This window comes from Gimesia maris, assembly GCF_008298035.1.
Classification (GTDB): Bacteria; Planctomycetota; Planctomycetia; order Planctomycetales; family Planctomycetaceae; genus Gimesia; species Gimesia maris.
Window position 1 is genome coordinate 3,875,487 of sequence record NZ_CP042910.1, and the last position, 19,260, is coordinate 3,894,746.

Genomic DNA, 19,260 nt, shown 5'->3' on the forward strand with positions numbered 1-19,260 from the left:
AGTCGTTGTGAAGAGAGATGAATTTCAATTTTTTCGAGGAAACCGGGATTTTTTCAGGAATAATCGGGTTTGCTGAGCGAATTTGACAGAGACAGAATCACGACGGTTGAAAACTCTTGATTTCAATTCACTCACAAACGGTTATGATAACAGCAGGGCCCTGATATGAAAGAGTCATTTTTTACTGTTTTTCCCCGTTTGACTGGGCAAGATTCTAAAATGCTTCCGGATTCAAATTCTGAAATAGAAGACCAGCACAGTCAGTTGCAGTATTGTGCGAATTGTAACGCGACCTTCTTTCAGAAAGAAGACAGTTTGCATTGTCCTGACTGTGGTGCGGTGGTCGATGACCTTTCAGTGAATGATCTTCAGGAAACGATCGTAATGAAAGATCTCGGAGATCCTGCTGCTCTGGTGACAGACTGTCAGTGGGAAGATCCGATTACTGGTCAGGATCTGCACGTCTATCGCTGTCAGTCACTGATCGGTCGTGGCGGAATGGGCATGGTCTACCTGGCAACGCACCGTGATCTGGGACGGCAATGTGCCTTGAAAATTCTACTGCCGCATCTTGCGGAGCGCGACCCCGAATATGTCCAGCGTTTTCTACACGAAGGACGCGCTGTTGCGACGCTCAATCACCCCAACATTGTCACGGCGCATGCGATTGGTGAAGAACGCGGGTACCGGTTTCTGGAAATGGAACTGATTTCCGGTCGCGCATTAAGCCACGTGGTTCGTGAAGATGGACCTTTAATGCCTCTGCATGCCACTTCGCTGATCGCTCAGGTTGCTTCCGGCCTGGGAACCGCGCATGTGAAAGGCATCATCCACCAGGATCTCAAACTGGAAAATATACTGCTTACAGCGACCGGTATCCCCAAGATCGCCGATTTTGGCCTGGCGAAACGAATTAACGCTGATGAAAAACAGGCTACATCACATAACCTGGCCGGAACCCCCAATTATATGGCTCCGGAACTGTTCCAGGGGGCAGCCGCATCGGCAACCTCCGACATTTATTCTTTAGGGGTCTGCTTCTTTGTCCTGCTAACCGGGCAGTTACCGCATCGAGGTTCGAATTTTAATTCGCTGATTCAGGATGTCACGACAAAACCTGCTCCCAGCATACGTGATCTCTGCCCTGATATCCCGCTGGAGATTGCCGAATGTGTTTCGCTGATGCTTGATAAGAGTCCCGCGAATCGATTTCAGAATGGATACATGGCGGCTCTGTTTCTGAATGCGGTTCTGGGACAGGTGCAGAATATTGAAGCGATGCTTCACGAAGCATTTGCAGATAACAGCCTGGTTACCTGGAAACGCAAAGGGCATCAATACATTGTCAAGGTCCGGCAGTCAGAAGAACGCAAGCAGACCGTCTTCATCGAACCGAGCGATCATCAGATGCACGAGCGTCTGTTATTGATTTACAGTACCTGCTGTGATGCACAGCCTGAGTATTACGAAGAAGCACTCAGGCTGAATGCGGAAATCTCACATGGCGGGATTTCCATTCGCGAAGTGAATGGTGAAACGAAGTTTGTGATGGTCGATACCTTCCCCCGCTCGACCGTGGATGCTGAAGATATCCGCAAGAGTGTCGTGGCCGTCGCCCAGCATGCTGACGATGTGGAAAAGAAACTGACTGGACACGATCTGCATTAATTCCACTTTCCCTCCCTGGCTGAGCAGGTCCACCTGTAGTGATTGTAGCAATCATTGTTGTCAGAGACACTGGGCTGTCACGTCGAACAGTTTGTGAACGGTTCCGGATATACTGGCCTCTCTCAAAAGACATGCCAGTCATTAAAACTGTGGCGAACCTACGCGCTATGTTGGAATCATGCCCGATTCCAGTGAGAACTTAAATCAAGAGCTTGACCCTCCATTCCTGACACTGATATAGTCAATATCATATCAAAAATGCCATTTCCGGCTCACCAGACTGAATCCATGCCCCGCCAGGCGTTATGTGTGTACATTCGACACGGGTTACGGGTGCTGGAGACAGGACTTCAGGTTTTCAGCCTGTTTCAGCAAAGTCTCTGTGGGAATTTCCAGGGTAGAGACGATATACTTTTAATACATTTGTGGTCTGCAAAACCACTTTCCATTCTGATCGAGAAGAGTAATTCCGGGGTATTTCATGCGTCCATCACTCAAATATTCTTTTGCGACCGTTTTTGCCTGCAGTTGCCTGTTTTTAACTTCCCAGGGAAATCAGGTATTCGCTCAGAAAAATACGTTGAATCGTGGATTCTCGATCAGCCCGGACCTGGTGGCAACGGGTGAAGAACTGGCCTCACAGAAATCACTGTGGGTCATGGAAGCGGTATTCAAGCCCATGCGCATGGTGCGGATGGACCTGACTGACCCGCTTACCGGTAAGAAAGAGAAAACCCTTGTCTGGTACCTGGTCTATAAATGTGTCCTGCGTCCGATTGAACGACCGAATTCAACCACTGAGTTCACACCGGAAAACGCCGAGGTTCCTCCACCAGGGCCACCTTTATTTGTTCCGGAAATCACCTTGATTACAAATGATAACGGACAACAGAAGATCTATCCCAATCAGATTCTTCCTGAAGCCGAACTCATCATCAATCAGCGGGAACGCCATCAATTTAAAAATGCTGTCGACATTATCGGAGAATTGCCTCCTGAAACACCGGCTGATTCTAAAGAAGAAAATGCCATTTACGGGGTCTGTCTCTGGACTGGCATTGATCCGGGGACTGATTATTTCACAGTCCTGTTTTCCGGTCTCACGAATGGCTACAAAAATGTTGAAGGACCGGATGGAAAAACCGTGACCCTGCGGAAGACTCTGGTACAGCAGTACTGGCGCCCCGGCGATGAGTTTGGCCAGCAGGAACAGGAGTTTCGGCCTAAAGGCAAACCCTACTGGGTTTATCTACCCGACGATCCCGCAGTTGCGGCAAAGATGAAAAAAGAACTGAACATGGAAGAGAAGCCTGCTCCCTGAATCAGAATTTAACCGGTTCTTATCAAAAAATAGTGGGAAGTTGTCCAGAAATTGGATTATCTCTTGCAAGTTCAGGCTGGATTCGCCAATATACGGCCTCAATTAACAGTATTTTCTTAAAATGCTCCTGTACAGGGGCAACTTTTGCTACCTGAGGAATGATTTAATGGCACATAAGAAAGGTCAGGGTTCCAGCCGTAACGGTCGTGATTCACAAGCACAACGACGCGGAATCAAGAAGTTCGGCGGCGAAAGCGTGCTGGCAGGAAACATCATCGCCCGTCAATGTGGAACGAAGTGGCACCCCGGGAAAAATGTGGGCATGGGCCGCGACTACACTATCTTTTCACTGGTGGAAGGCAAGGTTTACTTCGATAACGAAGGTCGACGCATCAACGTTGAGCCTGTATTGAACTAATACTCTTCCAGAGTAGACACATGGAAGGCTTCCTGAACATCGCATTCAGGAAGCCTTTTTTTATTTACCGGTTCGTATGCCCTGTTGTGAGGGTGACCGAGATTTTCGTAGGCGCCTGCTCTTTACCGCGCAATACGGATACCGTAACTGTGTCACCCGGCTTTTTACTTTCGATGTAGTCCAGGAAATCAGACGCTGTTTTTACAGGTCTTGAGTCAACGGCAACGATCAGGTCAGCGGCACCACGGTCAACACGTTCAATCGTGATCAGTCCCCTTCTCTGTCGGACAATTTTGGGGCCGCGAATCCCTGCCGTTTCCGCCGGTCCGCCTGGAGTCAGTTTCGCGACCAGCAGTCCCTGTTCGGTTTCATACACACGTTGGATCCCGATTTCAGGATGAATCATGTGGCCATGGGTCAGAAGCTGGGGGACCACGCGCGAAACCAGGTTAGAAGGTATCGCGAACCCGACGCCGGAACTTTGACCTGTATTACTGGCGATGGCGGTGTTGATTCCGATTAACTGGCCATGCGAATTAATTAAGGGACCTCCTGAGTTACCTGGATTGACTGCGGCATCAATCTGAATAATCGACTTGATCGTACGGTTGCCTCGCAGTTTCAGAGAGCGATTCAGACTGGAAATGATTCCGCAGGTCATGGTTCGTTCCAGGCCAAAGGGATTTCCGATGGCAAACACACGCTGTCCGACTTTCAGTTTGCTGGAATCGGCGATGGTCACCGGTTTCAGAATACCCGCATCCTCTTCAATTTTAATGACGGCGATATCGTTAATCGCATCAGCGCCCACAAACTTGGCAGTGTAAGATTTCCCGTTGAACAGAGTCACATTTACCTGTTGCGCATCTTCAATCACATGGTAATTCGTCAGGATGTGTCCCGCCTGGTCGATGATTGCTCCGGAGCCGGCTCCTTCTGTATCATATTCCAACAGGAAAAATCCATCTGTCTTCGTACTCTTTGTGGTGATATGCACAACGCTTTTATTTAATTTTTCATAAACACTGACGTTAATCTCTTCTTCGGGGGACAACCCACGCTGATTGAACAGAACCGTTTCTGGAACGGCCAGCGTCTGATTAGCCGTTGATCGGGGAGACTCAGTAACTAATGGTGTTGGAGGTACGATTTGTGGACCTGAGAGCCGGGGTGGTGACTGCGCCTCCGAAGTCGACATCATGACGGCTCCGGGAGATTCTAATGAAGCTACGACCAGACCACCAATTACCGCGGATATAAAACAACCAAGTACATATTTCATGTGACACCTCGCACAACACGAAACTCAAGCAAACTGGGTAAAACAAGAAGTCAGGGAACTGACGAAGAACGATGTTAAACTTCGTTTTTGAAAGAATTTTTAAAATAGGCATGGAATCTCGACTGAACTCCATCATAATTCCTTGCCAGAATATCAGTGAAGTTCAAACACTGATAAAATAGATGACCAGCCAAAGAATCGTAAGTCATTATCACAATTCTCCTGCCAGCGTAAATAGGAATTCAACCAGTCATTTGCAGTGGAAGCAAATCTGTTTGGGGCCCCTCAGAGGAAGCACTGAAGTTTTTTTATAGCGTACCCGTTTCAGCGTGACGAAAGGATTGAGATGCGTCGGATTGCACTTTTAACAGCAGGTGGCGATACGCCAGCTCTAAACGCCACGATCTTCGGGGCTGTCGAACGAGCCAATGAACTCCGAGTTCAGGTTGTCGGTATTATTAAAGGCTTTGGGGGGTTGCTCGATCCTACCGTCCCTCATATTCGATTGAATCCGCTGTATTCAACACTTCCGGAGCTGGACCCCCGCTGTGGCGGGACCATTCTCGGTTCATCCCGTACCTATATTGACGAATCTCATGCGGGAGAATTACAGCTGGTGAAAAAGCGGCTGGATCAGCTGGGGATCGAGGGGCTCATCTGCATTGGCGGGGATGGGACCCTGAACGGGATGCAGCCGATTTCGCAGTTTATGCCTTGTGTCCTGGCACCCAAAACCATCGATAATGATCTGGGACTCAATTATCCAGACGAACCCAATGAATGGATACGCGAAGTCAATCCTGAGACTCAGAAAGTCAAGTTTCGCAAGATGCCTGGAAAACAGGATCTGGAGCTGGATGATATCGTCAACTTTGCGACTCCCGGTTATGCAACAGCCGTCTATGTCTGTGTGCAGGGGGTCCAGCGGATTCGTTCGACCGCAGAAAGTCATCGCAGAATTGCCATAATTGAAGTCATGGGACGCGAGTCAGGTTACCTGGCATTGGGCGCAGCGTATGGCCAGCCTGACATTATTCTGATTCCTGAAGTCCCACTGGATTATGAACGATTCGAGCGTCGCGTCCGCGATCTCTATGAAACTCAGAAGAATGTAGTCATCGTCATTGGCGAAGGATTACGTGATCAGGAAGGAAAACGACTGGGGGATATCTCGAAAAGTGTCGATCCGGCAGGCAATATCATATTCAGTGGTGCAGCAGAAGTGCTGGAAAATATGTTGATCGAATCACTGGGGGATCACTATTTTGTCTCACGCAAAAGGCATGAACTTGCGAAACAGGCAACTTTCACACGAAAGATCGGGCATACTCAACGCGGCGGCCGTCCGATCCGTTTTGATCGTCACTACGCAACACAACTGGGGGGCAAAGCCGTTGATTTGCTGGTGCAGCGACAGAATAACTATGTCGCAATTTTACAGTGGAATGAGCAACGCGGTTTTTATGTCAGTTCGATCAACGGAAATTCACTGCGGGATGCCTGGCGCGGAATTCACCCGCGGACTCTACATCCGGCCTTCTACGATGAACACCGTTATCAGCCTTCCAGGCTGGGCGTCAGCTATCTTTCCAGGATCTTCGCGAATGCAGTAGGGTCTGATGACCTGGAACTGTTACGTGAAGACCTGTTTGATACCGGGCATTTGAAAACCCGGTATCAAAGTATCAACGTCAGCGTTCATAAACACATTCGGTATTTGAATTCCGATGTAATGTCGGAAAACTCCGAGCAGTTCTAAGGTTCCTGCTGCGGTACCTCAAATGCCGCCGGTTGAATCTCAGGAACGGTTACAGGTTGAGGAGAAGTGGAATTCCCTGCATCACTCTGGTTCGAGATGGTGTACGCTGCCTGCACGGCATTCTGCTTCAATGTGCCCGAAGTGGCAGCCATTGACATGCGCAGTTCTTTTTTGGTGGAAAGGTAGCGTGAGACCGCGGAATCTGAGTTGATCATGATGTCGTCTACTACATACTGTCCCTGCTGTTTGATAAACAGGACAGTCGCACCCCGCTCTTTATTCCCCAGCTGGATTCGCGAGTAGCCTTCATTTTCATTGATTTCGAGGCTGGCAAGATTGGACATGAGGAGTTCCGGGATGTTGAAGGCTGTCTGCGGAACGTGTTCCACCTGTCGCCAGACCAGCTCATTGAAGTCGCGCGAGGAATGACGCTGAAGGTCTCGAATATTCTGTTCGTGCATTGAGAAGGCATAGTTCTGAACCCGTACCATCATCTCCAGTGTCGCTTTCACCGATGCAGGACGGTCTTTCAGGTCCAGGTGAATGTCGTCAACCAGCAGTTGCCCCAGGTGTTCTCGCAAGATGTACGTAACTGGCAGATTCCCCTGTCGAGCGTACACTTTTGTGATGGCACCGTTGAACTGGATGTCCAGGATCTCAAAGCCGGGTTCCGTGATTTCATCCAGTGGCAACTGAGCAACCAGTTGGGGGGCGACTCGTTTCCAGACTCGGGTGGAAAAATCGGGAGTCGAACTGAAGTCCAGAATCTTCATATCCCGCTTCGATAGAGCTTCACTGAACAGCAGTGTGATTGCCCGTGTTGAGAACAGCGATGTCAACGTTACCTGTTGATTCCCCTGATCCTGGAAGAGTGTTACTTCTTCAATTAGATATTTATCGGGAATATCGATTTCATCTGATTCAACTCTGACCAGAGATAAATTGATCATTTTACCATTATTCTGGGTCACAAAGTTAGCCAGGTTGTTTTCGATTTTCAACTCGTAGTCTGCAGCAGCATCCTGTGAATGGGGTAATGCAGCCAGCTTCAGGTCGGCAAAATCGAGCCCCCCTTTGAAAAACTGTCCCGTCGAGTATTTTTTCAGTTCGTTCTTATCATTCTGATTGTAGGCATCAAGGAATTTACTGACGGTCAGGAGCATTTTTGCCTGTTTTTTGGCGGAAGCGATGTGTTGCCCATCCACTCGAGACTCGACGGCAACATCGGTCGCTTTCCATTTTCCGTCATTCAGTTTCATGGAAATGACCATTTCCCCTGTGCGACGTGGCAGTCGGATAATGGCAATGTTCGTATCCAACTGAGCGTCAGGTCGTTTCTTTTTGGAACTTTTCGATTCACCAGCGACCTTATTGGAGAGTTTTGCCAGGAAAGCCGGGTGAAGTTGTTCCAGGCTATCTTTAAACTCGCCATCTGTAGTCCCCAGGATATCGTCGCGATTGCCTTCTTCCCAGGCAGATACGAATTCCCGGACAGTGAGCAGTAAATCCATCTGCTCGGTAACAGATTTCATCACGTTCAAATTCTTTTGTTTCTGATTGATATAAATATCGTCGACGACCCACTCGCCTGTTTTGGAAACTCGTTTGAGTTCGTAAAGGAGTTTTTTCTTGTTTTTGCCGACTTCTGCTACCACTTTCTTGTGGTTCTCAGAAATATCTGTGATCTCCACAATCGTTGTTTCACCAGTCGGGATCTTGAGAATTTTCAAATCGTCCATCGAAGACTTGTCCCGCAAAGCAACTTTTGAAAATTTCATCGTTGTGTGATGTTTCAGCGACTTAAGGTCTTCATTTTCGATGGCTTTGGAAAACTGTTCAATCGCTGTCACTTCAACTAATGAAGCGCAGCTGGTCGCAAAGGCCAGCAGGAAAAAGCAGCTTACCAGAGAGAAACTGTTTTTTAACATCATGATTAGTCCAGGTAGGTATTGTGGGTTTTGAGAGGAGTGAGATTTGTCAGCAATCCCGGAGTTGTTGAACTGAACGACTCAGAATGTTTTCAACTCAGAAATTGTAAGTGACAACTGCTTCTGGTTTGAGAGCCCGGAAACGAGTTGCGAGAGAGGATGCGTTTTTTTGCATTTTTATGGATTTGAGTCAAGATGGTTCCTGGGGAAAACGGCATGTTTCGAAGTACTTTTGGAAAATAATTGCTCTTGGCCCAGATTCAGAAATTCATATAATCTCCACGCTCACCTTTCGTTCATTTCTTCACAGCCTGTTGGCATTCAATCGATTGCTCAATTCGAGCGGGCCCCCGATTCCGGAACTTTCATCAAACGGTAAAGTAGGTTTCTGTGAAACGAACCTTAATAGTAACCTGGACTATCCTCGGGATGGTGCTGTTGGCTCCCGCGTATGCAGGGGCCGCGGATACGCGGACGATTCCAGTCAGGATTCGGATTGAGTGGGGAGAATCGATTCCCCGCCACTGGAAGGCACAATTTGATTTAACAGGTTGTGAGCTACTTTCAGCAAAATCCCTGGGCGTTGATGCAGATGAAGCTGCTGTATTGAAGTCTGCTGGTCAGACGGTTCGGTATCAGCCACATTCGCAACGTGTGTTTAACAGTGTTGAGTTCATGGTTCGTGGTATTGCTGACGCGAAGCTCCAGGTGCAGGTACAGGACCGCGATGATCCTCTTGTCTCATTGAATCAGCAGTTTGATTTGAAGAACATTCTGGCTCAGAAAGCAATCATTCCCATCAGCCAGACTGCGGCACAGTTGATTGTACAGCAGGCTCCCGGGGATGCTTTTGCCTTACGCGTCAGGAACCCATATCTTATCTTCAAACCAGATGAAGAAATCAGGATTCAGGCATTCCCCCAGTTTCTCTTCGATGAGAAAGTCTCACCAGGCGGTGAATTAAACTGGAGTATTCAACGGGCACGTTCAGGAGACCCTGTTACTTCCGGGGTGCTCCCACTGCCAACACAGGATCTGGCAGTACTGTTGAAACAGGGAATCAGCCTGTCTGTTAAAGCACCTGAGACAGGTGAATATAATCTGGTGGTGAACTTCGGAAATCATCGCGCTGAAGTCCAGTTTGCCGTACTTTCACAAAAACAGTCTCCACTGCCTGTCAAAGCCCTGATTCCTGATTCCGGAATTCTGGTCGATGAATTTTCTCTGAGCGGCACTCTCGATCATCATGATCTGATAAAACGACGTCCAGGCAGTCGGTTCAGAAATTCATTGAAGTCATTTTTTAAAGCCAATCCAGCGATTGAGCAGGCTGCCACGCGGTCTCCCCCCTGGTCTGCCTGTCATTTGAAGATTAGAAATCGGCATCGTCCTCACAAGTTGCTGTTAACCTATCCGCGGCGTCCCGGCACCAGACTGGGGTTCAGTATTCTGGAGCCTGATGCAGCTGGCCAACTGGTTCCCGTCGGTATCGATTCAGGAGTTTACCAGGCGGGTACTGATATGACTGCGAAAGACCAGTCCGAAGAATCCCAGGTGGAAATACTTTTCTGGCCGAAAATAGATGATCCCATCCTGTTATTTCATAGCCTGGGATCCTCAGAGCCCGCAGAAGTGACAAAAGTCGAAGTTTATGAGCTTCCTGCACGCATGCATTCGCGCGCTGTGTCTGCAGGCGAAGTCAGCTCTCTTGTTGAAAAGAGTCGGCTGACCGGGCCTTATCTGCAGAAGCCATTGTTGCCGGAAATATTTGGTGCAACACAGGTCCTGGATAGTAAAAGTAATCGCAGTCTGGATGACTGGCAGACATTTCGGGAAGCGGGCGAGCGCCTGGCTTACTATTTAAATTATCACAGTTTCAATAGTATCCTGATGGCTGTTTCAGCGGATGGAAGTGCCATCTATCCTTCAGAGTTCCTCGCACCGACACCCCGCTACGATTCGGGAGTCTATCATTCCTCCGGTCAGGATGTGGTGCGAAAGGATGTTCTGGAGCTGTTGTTTCAGATCTTTAACCGGGAGAAGCTGACACTCGTTCCTGAGTTACAGTTTTCTTCCATGCTGAACTCACTGGAGCAGATGCTGCATGATGATTCCCGCAATTCCGCGGGAATTGAACTGGTCAATTCGGCCGGACAGACCTGGCGTGAAGCAAAAGGAACCTCGCGAGGGCAGGCTCCCTTTTATAATCCACTCGATCCGAGGGTTCAGGCTGAGATTGTCAAAATATTCCGTGAACTGGTAGTTCGCTATAAACGCCACCCTTCGTTTCAGGGGGTGGCCGTTCAATTGAGTCTGAATGGATACTTGCAGCTTCCTGGATTGGACTGGGGCTATGACGATCAGACTGTTCAGCAGTTCCAGAAAGAGACGGGAATCAAGATTCCCTTCAGTTCGGAAGCAAACAGGTATCAGGATCGGTATCGATTTCTGACGACAACAGCATTGCCGCAGTGGACGCAATGGCGTTGCCAGAAAATCCGGGAGCTGCATCAATTACTGGCGGATGTTCTCCAGGCAGAGTCACCAGATGCACAAATCGTTTTCTCTGCCCGTGAATTACTGCCTTCCCGCAGTCGAAATGGAGACGTGGTCACTGCCCTCAAAGGGGGAACCATGTTTCGGCCGATCTTAATGGAATTGGGCCTGGATTTTTCACACTACGATCAGATCGAAAATGCAGTTGTACTCCGGCCCGGTCAGTACAATTCACAGCAACAGGTTTCCTCGTTTGCGCACGTTCTGAATACGCACCCTTCAGTTGATGACGCATTTAAGTCTCGCGTCGGGGGCGCTTTATATTATCATGATCCCGTTGAAATCCGGATCGCCGAATTTGACAGGATTTCACCCTGGCAGCCGGCATTTACCTGGCTGGTTTCACAGGTGTCACCTGCTGACGAAAGTAATCGAAAACGGTATATTCATTCGATCGCCAGGCAGGATCCTTATTACATTTTTGATGGAGGCTGGACGATTCCATTTGGGCAGGAACGTGCGACCAAATCCATTCGCAGCCAGTTTCAGCAGCTTCCATCGCGTCCTTTTCAGACAGTCGATACAGCATCACAGCCTGTGGTGACCCGGCTGTCACGCGGTAAAGAAAAAGCATTTTTCTACTTCGTGAACGATTTCCCTTACCAGTGTCATGTTACGGTTGAAGCGACAGTTCCCTCGAAGGCGCCTGTGATTTCTCTCCAATCTGGTGATATTCTGGCCGCCTCGCGGTCCGGAGGTGAATCCAGGCAGTATTCGATCACACTCACACCATTTGATTTTCAGGCATTTCGAATTGATGATTCACAGATTCAGATTCAGTCGGTTCGCTGCGAGATTGCCAAACAGGATCTCATGCATCTGCAGGCGAAAATTGAACAGAAGAAACAAAGTCTGGTAAAGCTTCATCAGTCGATGGATGAGCTGACGGCGGTTGTCTTTCATGCCGATTTTGAAACTAAAAGTTCGCGGGATTATATCCTGGCTGGCTGGGAGTCGAAGGTTTCACAGGGGAATGCCTGGACGATCGATTCGACCGAATCGCATTCGGGAAAGACATCACTGGTTTTGGGAACCGCACCTGGAAATAATTTTCTTCGCACAAATCAAATTCCACTTCAGGATTCCCGCTATCTGAATATGAGCGTCTGGATGAAGTCAAATGCCAGTGACATGCAGGTTCGGATTGCATTGGAGGCAGAACAGAATGGAAGGCTGAAAGTTCAGTCAGCGATCATTTCTGTGGATCAGCAATGGCGCAAATATCTGTTTCGCGTGAAAGATATACCCGTCGATCAGATACGGAATGCCCACATTGTGGTTGAAAAGCTGGGATCAGAAAAATTGTGGATTGATGATGTTGATCTGCAGATCCATCAGATTTCGCCGGAAGATGATCGCCAGTTGACGAAGCTGGTATCGACACTTGCGCTTGCCTGGGACTCACAACGCTATCTCGACTGCTATCGACTCTTATGCAGCTACTGGGGTCAGTTTGGCGATACCGCTGAACTGCCTGCCACTCCCGCGGATGAGCAGACACCTGTAAAACATGCAGAGCGAAGAGGTATCAGAAAACTGCTCCAGCGGTGAGTATGTTAAATTCTGCCTGTCTGTCTTACACGGATTCATCGGGTCGTAAGTTCTTTTCTTAGAGACGCTTATGAGATTATCCCTTATTTGACCCCGCGCGCATGTTATAATCAGTTATAGATAGAACTATGATCACAATTTCCCTGATTGAATTACGGCGTATTACATTTCGCATAGCGTCTGCCGATCTATTCTAGTCGGTCCAAACGGTCTTGGAGACGCTAAAGCATAACTCGCCACAGTCCAGCATATCTGCAAGGAAGGAATTGAGATGTCAGCGCGAAAATCCACAACCGGTTCAAAGCCTGCTTCAACGAAATCACGCATTACCTCAAAGCAGGCTACCCGTTCCAAAGCAGCGAAACACAACGGAAAAGTACACACCATTGGCAGCTATCTGGTGCAGCGGTTGCAGGATTATGGTGTCACCGATCTGTTCGGCATCCCCGGCGATTTTGTACTGCAGTTCTATGGCATGCTGGAAGAGAGTCCGATCCGAGTTGTGGGTACAACCCGTGAAGATAATGCCGGCTATGCAGCCGATGGTTACGCGCGGGTGCATGGTCTGGGAGCCGTTTGTGTCACTTATTGCGTCGGCGGATTGAGTCTTTGTAATTCCATTGCGGGTGCCTATGCAGAAAAATCCCCGGTGATTGTTATCAGTGGAGCACCGGGCATGTCAGAGCGGGCCACCGATCCCCTGCTTCATCATCGTGTGAAAGATTTTCATACACAGCGCGATGTCTTTGAGAAAATTACAGTTGCAACAGCATTACTTGATGATCCCATGACGGCTTTCCTGGAGATCGATCGATGTCTGGAAGCTTGTGTCAGATTCAAGCGGCCGGTTTATCTGGAGTTGCCGCGTGACTGTGTTCACAAGCAGGCTGTGATTCCCCATGTGCCTGATGACAGTCAGCCAGTCAGTGACAGTAATGCACTGAGAGAATCGCTGGCAGAAGCGAAGGAATTAATCGAGGCCAGTAAAAAGCCTGTGATCATCGCAGGGGTTGAAGTCCATCGTTTTGGTTTACGGGAAGAGGTACTTGGTTTTGCGGAAAAATTTAAGATTCCGATGTGTGCCACGATTCTGGGAAAGTCGGTCGTGAGCGAATCTCACCCGCTTTACCTGGGAGTGTATGAAGGCGCGATGGGGCGAAGCGAAGTGCAGAAGTACGTCGAAGAGAGTGACTGTGTCATACTTCTGGGGACCTTTATGACAGACATCAATCTCGGGATTTATACAGCCCATCTGGACCCGGGCAAATGTATCTATGCTACCAGCGAAAAATTACGAATCAGTTATCATCACTTTCATGACGTGATTTTCTCGGACTTTGTTACTGCCCTGGAAAAACAGAAAATGAAAGTGGTCACTCGGAAAATCCCCGATAATGTCCGTCCGCAGCAGCTGGAGTTCAAAGTCAAACCGGCCCAGCCTGTCACGACAAAACATCTTTTTGAAAGCATCAACCAGATTCTGACAGATGAAACGGTGGTGGTAACGGATGTCGGTGACTGTCTGTTCGGAGCCGTCGATCTGATGATCAATACGCATACCAAGTTCCTCAGTCCTGCCTACTATACGTCGATGGGATTTGCGATTCCGGCTTCTCTGGGAGCGCAGGTTGCTAACCAGAACCTGAGGCCGATTGTTCTGGTAGGTGATGGCGCCTTTCAGATGACGTGCCTGGAGCTTTCGACGGCTCTCAAACTGGGGTTCAACCCGATTGTGATCGTGCTCAACAATAAGGGGTACACAACCGAACGTTTTCTGCAGGAAGGTCCGTTCAATGATATTCCCGACTGGAAATATCATAATATTACCGATCTGATCGGAGGAGGCTGGGGCTTTGAAGTCAGCACGGAAGGAGATCTGGAAAAAGCCATCAAGGCCGCACTGGCGAATAAAGACAGTTTGAGTGTCATCAATGTACATCTCAAACCCACTGATGTCAGTCCGGCACTGACACGCCTGGCAGATAAGATGTCCAAAACACTTTAAGCTGCAAAGTGTCTGGAAATCAAAAAAGAAAAAAGCCGGGCGAGAGTCCCGTTCTCTACGTCCGGCTAATATCCTTTCGCTGACAGTTCATAATTTAAGTGCATTGAACTGTCTTGAGACGCGAAAGGGTCCCCCCTGTTTGGAGTCGATGATGGTAAAAACAGCAGGCTGATCGAAACCATGCCTGCTGGTGTTTTTACTTAATATTTATTGATCCTGCTGGAGTTTGCGTTCCAGCTTATATTGCTCCAGTACTTCCCGCTGATTATAGAGCTGTTCTTCAGGTCCTGCCGGGTAGAACTGGACATCGTCATTCAGGTAATACGCTGAAGGCAATGTCTGGCCACCAATGCTGGATTGGCAACCGGTGCTGGTTAATCCGATTAATGCCAAACCCAGAACTCCAACACTTGACCAATTTTTTAGCTGGCGAATCACCATGATTTTCCTCGGAATGATAAAGTTGTCAAATGGCACCTGTTGGGGAGACGTGTAAACAGGGTAAGACAGGAGCCGGGAACACCTTGGGAACAGTCCGTCCATGTACTGAATCCAGTCACTTCGATGTAAAGTGATTGCAAGGCCACACAAAACTACAACGTGTGTACCTCTTTTATCGACACGTAAAACCGGAATCTTCGGTATATTCTGTTTAATCGGACAAGATTTTGTATAAAGAAAGTCTGCAGAGCATAGATGTGGCGGATTGTGAGTGTATGAACACTGTGCCTGGGGTCTGCTTTCAATTTCACTGTTTGAACGTCACCGGTTTCACACGCAATTGATTATCAGAAAGTCAGATCTGGGTCCTGAAGCACAGCAGAATTACTTCAGCTCAGAATGGGCAGACCGTCGAGCAGATTCTATTTTATATGCTTCCAGAAGAGTGCGCTGGTCAGCAAACTCACCATTAACATCAGCAGGGTAATACTGTACTGCATCTCTGCTGTAGAATTCAGTTAAAGCCGTTGGTTGAACTTCCCTGCGTTGTTCTGAAGTTGAAGTGGTAACAGAAAGAACGATGAATCCTGTAAGAAGAGCTAACAGCACAAGCATCGAAAGGCGTGTGATCATCGGTGACCTCGCGATAGTGGAGAGCGAACTTAAAAGACAGAATCGATGAGATGATCAGGGAGGATTCAGGAGATGCGTAACATATTATCGGCCTGGCCAGCCCGAAACTTTGCGCATTTCCCCTGATGTCAACTGCGCTCTCTGATTTCGATTCAGCTGGGGAAAATATCGTTTCTATTTATGATTTGAAAGCGCGCTGCAATTCATCCATTGAAACCTTACCTTCCGCAACCAGCCGGATGCCATCTTTCTGGAAGTTGGGCATTTTCTGTTTTTTGGCCAATGCTTTGATTTTCGCAGGTTCGGCCCCACTGATGATCAACTGTTTCATTTCATCAGTCATATCATACATTTCCAGCAGGAGTGTACGACCGTAATATCCCAGGCCATCACACTTTTCACAGGGCTCAATTTCATTTCCATCCTCATCCACGGTCTGGCGTGGCGGGCGGTACAGCATTTTCGTGGATTTAGGGAGTCCCATTTTCTCAATGAGCTTCGGGTTGGGGCGAAAGGCTTCTTTGCATTGATCACACAGGGTTCTGATCAGTTTGTGACCAATCACAGCCTTAAGGGAATTCACTCCTTTTTCCAGGCTGCCTGCCAGTTTGCAGTATTTGATAATTCCAGCGATTGCATCTTTAGCCGATAATTCCGCAATCATCGTAATTTCGTCAGCGACATTCAGGATACTGGCGACATATTGTTCATCCGTAATGGGATTCAGATAAATGATATCCGCTTCCATTCGGATGATGCGGCGCAATTCATCATCAAATGTGTCCCCTTCTTTTTTGTCCAGGGTCGCAATATGACTCAGTTCCCTATGTTCGGGGTCGGCTAATGCAAAGATCGTGTACTGGTAAGCATCCACTGAGCGAACTACGCCGACTGTCGTTGTGGTGGTTCCGGAATTGGGAGGACCACTGATCATGATCAACCCGTTGCGTCCCTGGCTCAATTCCCGGATCTTTTCTTTCACTTCTTCTGTTATGCCAATATCATCTGCGCGATCCAGAGGATATTTCATGTTGATGGCTTTGATGGAAAGACGCTCGCCGCCCGGTGTTGGTGCGGTTGCCACCCGTAACTGGTAGGAAACTTCTTCCAGTTCCGCAGCGACTCCCCCTGTCTGGGGACGTTTGCGTTCCTGGATATTTAATCCCGATAACAGCTTAATGACCTGCACCACAGCCATTCCCTGCTGCTTGGAAAGTTTCGGGCCAGCACTGGGGACACCGTCAACATAAAACAGAACCTGGTAGCGCTCACCCTTGGGTTCAAATCGTATATATTCTGAACGCAATGCCAATGCATCGGTAATGATATTTTTCGCGGGCATCAGGCCAGCTTTTACCAGTCGTGCGTTGTCTTTCAGATTAGCCGGCTGACCATTGAGGGCTCCTTGAAACGAGACCGGCTCAATTTCATCTTCCAGTTCATCGTCTTCCTCTTCCCGGGATTTTCCAAAGCCAAATATCACCAGAGATACCTCTTGAAACAGGTTAAGTGCCTAATTGAAAATTGTTCCTGGAGTCTCTTACCCGGAGCAACTGTTGATGCTGTTTAGTTTAGTGCAATTCTTAGAGCAGACCATAATCCTGCAGGGTTTTTTCCAGAACCTGCATGGAACTGCTGTCCAACTGAGTCATGGGCAGACGAACTTCGCCATTGTCACGTCCCAGTAACTGCATCGCCGCTTTGATGGGAATGGGATTGGTCGCCAGTCCCAGCAGATTGCGACATAGAGCAAACAGTTTGAAATGCCATTCACGGGCGAGTGCTAAATCTCCGGCATTGAAAGCGTTCAGCATGCTTTTTACATCGCCGGGAACAATATTCCCTACGACTGAAACCACACCTTTTCCACCCAATGCCATCAACGGCAGAGTCAGGCTGTCATCGCCTGATAGAACGGCCAGATCACAGGCAGACAGGATGTGCGATGCCTGATCCATGGAGCCGGTGGATTCTTTGACGGCAACGATATTCGGGATTTCCGCCAGTCGGATAATCGTTTCCGGCTCAATATTTTTTGCTGTCCGTCCGGGAATATTGTAGATGACGATGGGAATCTCGACCGATTCCGCAATTGCCTGATAGTGCTGGAAGAAGCCTTCCTGTGTCGGCTTATTGTAATAGGGGGCCACATGCAGGGCACCGTCTACGCCTGCTCCTTGTGCGTATTTTGTCAGCTCGATCGCTTCACGAGTGCTGTTCGATCCAGTACCCGCCATTACTTTAATCCGGCCAGCAGCCTGATTGCAGACAATTGAAATTACCTGTTTGTGTTCATCGTGGGAAAGTGTTGGTGATTCACCAGTTGTCCCGACAGGGCACAATGTGTCGGTTCCCTGTTCCACGTGATAATCAACCAGAGCGCGGAGCGCTGTTTCATCGATTTCACCATTCTCAAACGGGGTGATCATTGCTACCGCAAGACCTGCGAACAGGTCACTTTGATTCGCCATGCTTTTAGTACCTTAATACAAAATCTTCCAGCCAGTACAGACAGGCCGGATCAGTTTTTCTTTATAATCAGTTGAGTATGAGTTGCTGCTATGCTCGCTGTTCCCAGTCAACATTCGACAATGACGCCAGAGCGAGTTGCAATGCATGTGTTCCGTCACGTCCATGGCCTTGTGCCTGGACAGCCAGGTAAAGCTGATGTCCTAATGCCAGGCCGGGAAGACTCAGGTTCATCGCTTTGGCTTCTGCCAGAGCAATTCCCATATCTTTGATAAAGTGCTCTACAAAGAAACCAGGATCAAAATTGTTGTCCATAATCCTTGGTCCCAGGTTCGAAAGCGACCAGCTGCCGGCTGCCCCACTGCCGACGGATTCGAGTACCGTGGGGAGATCCAGTCCAGCCTTGTAGCCGTACAGCAACGCTTCACAGACCCCAATCATATTGGTCGCAATCAGAATCTGATTCACCATCTTGGTGTGCTGTCCTGATCCCGGTCCCCCCTGGTAAACGATCGTTTTTCCCATGGCATCCCAGCAGGGCTTGAGTGCATCTACAACGGCCTCTTCACCACCAATCATGATGGACAAGGTTCCGTTTTTGGCGCCGACATCTCCGCCGGAAACCGGAGCGTCGACACTATAGACTCCCTGAGCCTGGGCTGCTTCCGCCACTTCAACCGCCAGAGACGGGTCACTGGTGGTCATGTCAACCAGAATCTTACCTGCTGCCGCGCCAGCCAGAGCCCCCTGCTCTCCGAGGAGTACTTCCCGGACGTCTGCAGGAAAGCCAACGATCGAAAAGATGACATCTGAATTTTCGGCAACTGCTTTGGGGGAATCAGCCCAGTTTGCTCCTTTTTTGATGAGTGGGTCCGCTTTGGATTTACTGCGATTGTACACAGTCGCTGAAAAACCAGCATCCATCAGGTGCCCGACCATACTGGCTCCCATGACTCCCGTTCCAATCCAGCCAATTTTCGTCTGACCTGGTTGAATGGTTGGTATCGTCATCTTGTTCAATCCTTTTATCTGAATCAGTTTTGTCGAATTACTTAATCATCAAGGCAGTTACGTCCATTGAAATCGTAAAAAAATGATTGGTATATCTCAAGTTAGACCAATCATTCTCCTTCGAAGTATATCGAGGTCAGACTCAGAAGTCATACGACTGGTTCATTTTTTTGTCAACTATCACGCCAGCAGCCTCTTTTCTGACAGGAATTCGGCAA

At 48.6% G+C, this 19,260-nt stretch carries 13 protein-coding genes; 6 read left to right on the plus strand and 7 right to left on the minus strand.

Annotated features, from left to right (window positions below; translation table 11 throughout):
- Window positions 1–384 precede the first annotated feature (384 nt).
- The 3 genes from GmarT_RS14400 to rpmA all read left to right on the plus strand — a co-directional run bounded on the left by GmarT_RS14400 (window position 385) and on the right by rpmA (window position 3,407).
- The gene (locus GmarT_RS14400) at window positions 385–1,668 is read left to right on the plus strand and encodes a serine/threonine protein kinase (protein WP_157158946.1); all 1,284 of its coding nucleotides are present in this window, start codon (window positions 385–387) and stop codon (window positions 1,666–1,668) included.
- Between the two features lie 481 nt (window positions 1,669–2,149).
- Entirely contained in the window at window positions 2,150–2,989 is an 840-nt protein-coding gene (locus tag GmarT_RS14405) for a hypothetical protein (RefSeq protein ID WP_002646562.1), read from the plus strand.
- A 166-nt stretch (window positions 2,990–3,155) separates the two neighbouring features.
- Window positions 3,156–3,407: a 50S ribosomal protein L27 gene (rpmA, locus tag GmarT_RS14410; protein ID WP_002646561.1), complete on the plus strand. Its 252-nt coding sequence runs from the start codon at window positions 3,156–3,158 to the stop codon at window positions 3,405–3,407.
- Between the two features lie 64 nt (window positions 3,408–3,471).
- Here the strand turns inward: rpmA and GmarT_RS14415 are convergent, their stop codons facing one another.
- Entirely contained in the window at window positions 3,472–4,689 is a 1,218-nt protein-coding gene (locus tag GmarT_RS14415; protein ID WP_230682493.1) for a S1C family serine protease, read from the minus strand.
- Between the two features lie 346 nt (window positions 4,690–5,035).
- On the opposite strand from GmarT_RS14415, the gene GmarT_RS14420 reads away from it, so the two are divergent.
- A complete protein-coding gene (locus GmarT_RS14420; protein WP_002646559.1) occupies window positions 5,036–6,448 on the plus strand; it encodes a 6-phosphofructokinase in 1,413 nt (470 codons plus the stop codon).
- On the opposite strand, the gene GmarT_RS14425 is transcribed toward GmarT_RS14420, so the two are convergent.
- Entirely contained in the window at window positions 6,445–8,379 is a 1,935-nt protein-coding gene (locus tag GmarT_RS14425; RefSeq protein WP_149302886.1) for a hypothetical protein, read from the minus strand. The genes GmarT_RS14420 and GmarT_RS14425 overlap by 4 nt on opposite strands.
- 387 nt (window positions 8,380–8,766) lie before the next feature.
- On the opposite strand from GmarT_RS14425, the gene GmarT_RS14430 reads away from it, so the two are divergent.
- Both GmarT_RS14430 and GmarT_RS14435 read left to right on the plus strand, forming a co-directional pair.
- Window positions 8,767–12,483, plus strand: a complete 3,717-nt coding sequence (locus GmarT_RS14430) for a family 10 glycosylhydrolase (protein ID WP_149302889.1) — start codon at window positions 8,767–8,769, stop codon at window positions 12,481–12,483.
- 271 nt (window positions 12,484–12,754) lie between these two features.
- Window positions 12,755–14,488, plus strand: coding sequence for an alpha-keto acid decarboxylase family protein (locus GmarT_RS14435; protein ID WP_002646556.1), 1,734 nt, complete (start codon window positions 12,755–12,757; stop codon window positions 14,486–14,488).
- Window positions 14,489–14,695: 207 nt separating this feature from the next.
- Here the strand turns inward: GmarT_RS14435 and GmarT_RS14440 are convergent, their stop codons facing one another.
- The 5 genes from GmarT_RS14440 to GmarT_RS14460 form a co-directional block, all read right to left on the minus strand.
- Window positions 14,696–14,881, minus strand: coding sequence for a hypothetical protein (locus GmarT_RS14440; RefSeq protein WP_230682492.1), 186 nt, complete (start codon window positions 14,879–14,881; stop codon window positions 14,696–14,698).
- A gap of 432 nt (window positions 14,882–15,313) precedes the next feature.
- Window positions 15,314–15,562 carry a hypothetical protein gene (locus tag GmarT_RS14445; protein ID WP_149302891.1) on the minus strand — a complete coding sequence of 83 codons (249 nt, stop codon included), beginning with the start codon at window positions 15,560–15,562 and terminating at the stop codon, window positions 15,314–15,316.
- Window positions 15,563–15,740: 178 nt separating this feature from the next.
- Window positions 15,741–17,045, minus strand: a complete 1,305-nt coding sequence (locus GmarT_RS14450) for an ATPase, T2SS/T4P/T4SS family (RefSeq protein ID WP_002646553.1) — start codon at window positions 17,043–17,045, stop codon at window positions 15,741–15,743.
- Window positions 17,046–17,145: 100 nt separating this feature from the next.
- A complete protein-coding gene (gene dapA, locus GmarT_RS14455; protein ID WP_002646552.1) occupies window positions 17,146–18,033 on the minus strand; it encodes a 4-hydroxy-tetrahydrodipicolinate synthase in 888 nt (295 codons plus the stop codon).
- Between the two features lie 88 nt (window positions 18,034–18,121).
- Window positions 18,122–19,042 (minus strand): NAD(P)-dependent oxidoreductase, encoded by a 921-nt coding sequence (locus tag GmarT_RS14460; protein WP_002646551.1) that lies wholly within the window; start codon window positions 19,040–19,042, stop codon window positions 18,122–18,124.
- Window positions 19,043–19,260: the final 218 nt, after the last annotated feature.